Raw genomic sequence first — 1,684 nt, forward strand, 5'->3', positions numbered from 1 at the left:
GGTGCGCGGCCTGGCGGGCGCGCCGGAGGACCAGCGGGCCGCGCTGGCCGCGTTCGACCGGTGGCCGACGTGGATGTGGGCCAACGAAGAGGTCGTGGACTTCGCACGGTGGCTGCGCGCGCACAACGGCGGCCTGGCCGAGGAGGAGCGGGTCGGGTTCCACGGGCTCGACGTGTACTCGCTGTGGGAGTCGCTGCGCGAGATCCTGGTACACCTGCGCGAGCACGACCCGGCGGAGGTGCCGACGGCGCTGGCCGCCTACCGGTGCTTCGAGCCGCACGGCGAGGACCCGCAGGAGTACGCGCTCGCCACCCGGTTCGTGCCGGCGGGCTGCGAGAACGAGGTGGTCGACCTGCTGGCGCGGCTGCGCGGGCAGGCGGCGGCCGACGGCGCGGGCCGGTTCGGCGCGTGGCAGAACGCCGAGGTCGTCGCGGGCGCGGAGCGGTACTACCGGTCCCTGGTCGGCGGCGGCCAGCCGTCGTGGAACGTCCGCGACCGGCACATGGACGACACCCTCGACCGGCTGCTGGCGCACTACGGGCCGGGGTCGAAGGCCGTGGTGTGGGCGCACAACACCCACATCGGCGACGCCCGCGCCACCGACATGGCCGCGTCGGGCCTGGTCAACCTCGGGCAGCTCGCCCGGGAGCGCCACGGCGCCGACCGGGTCGTGCTGGTCGGGTTCGGCGCGCACCGCGGCACGGTGATCGCGGGCGACGCGTGGGGCGCCGACCAGCGGGTGATGCCGGTGCCGCCGGCCCGCGACGGGTCGCTGGAGGACGAGCTGCACCACACCGCGCCCGGCGAGGCCCTGTTCGTGTTCCCCCCGGGTCACGACCGGCCCGACCTGCTCACGACGGCGCTGGCCCACCGCGCGATCGGCGTCGTCTACCACCCGGAGCGGGAACGCCTGGGCAACTACGTGCCGACGGTCCTCGGCGACCGGTACGACGCCTTCCTCTGGTTCGACGAGACCACGGCGCTGCGCCCCCTGCGCACCCGGCGGGTGGACGTGTTCGAGCCGGAGACGTACCCGAGCGGGGTCTGAGCGTCACTCCCGGTGTCCGCCACCCGGAACCTGACCTCGCAAAACGAGAGCTTGATAACATCGTGTCACGGCAGCCGCGTGCCGTCCGCTCAACGAGGATGGCACCGTGACCAAGGCACAGAGAATCGCAGCGGCGTGGGCGAACCTGCCCGCACCGGAGTTGACCGACCAGGTCCGCCTCCTGGTGAAGGCGCGGGACGCCGCCTCGCGCGGCGTGTGGTCGGCCGTGCGCGAGAACCCGGTGGTCGTCGCCCGCGTCCGCGGCGCGCTGGCAGGGCTGAAGGCCGAGTACCGCGGCCACCGCGACGAGGCCATGTGGCTGGTGTGGATCACGCAGGTCCAGCAGCAGTTGGCCGTGCCGGTCGAGGCGCCCGTGCCCGTCGTCGTGGAGGCGCCGGTGGAGGACGTCGCCGTCGAGCCGGCCGCCGAGCAGTGGGCGGACCAGCCCGCGCGGACCGCCCCGCGCCCGCCGAGCGACGCGCCGCCCGTGCTGTTCCAGGAACCCGCGTCCCGCTGACCCCGGCTCACCGCGCACGACCCCGCAGGGTGGCGGCGAGCAGCACGATCACCACCGCGGCCACCGGGATGAGCGCCGACCCCGTGCGCAGCCCCCACGCGTCGGCGACCGCGCCGATC

The 1,684-nt window shown here is 75.0% G+C and carries 2 protein-coding genes; both read left to right on the forward strand.

Translation table 11 applies throughout. The features are described 5' to 3' along the window. The coding region (locus ACFQ3T_RS36435; RefSeq protein ID WP_380730699.1) for an erythromycin esterase family protein at positions 1-1,048 on the forward strand (1,048 nt) is incomplete at its 5' end. A gap of 106 nt (positions 1,049-1,154) precedes the next feature. Beyond that, the gene (locus tag ACFQ3T_RS36440; protein WP_380730701.1) at positions 1,155-1,565 is read left to right on the forward strand and encodes a hypothetical protein; all 411 of its coding nucleotides are present in this window, start codon (positions 1,155-1,157) and stop codon (positions 1,563-1,565) included. The last annotated feature ends 119 nt before the right edge of the window (positions 1,566-1,684 follow it).

This window comes from Saccharothrix hoggarensis (assembly GCF_042678885.1).
Lineage (GTDB): Bacteria > Actinomycetota > Actinomycetes > Mycobacteriales > Pseudonocardiaceae > Actinosynnema > Actinosynnema hoggarensis.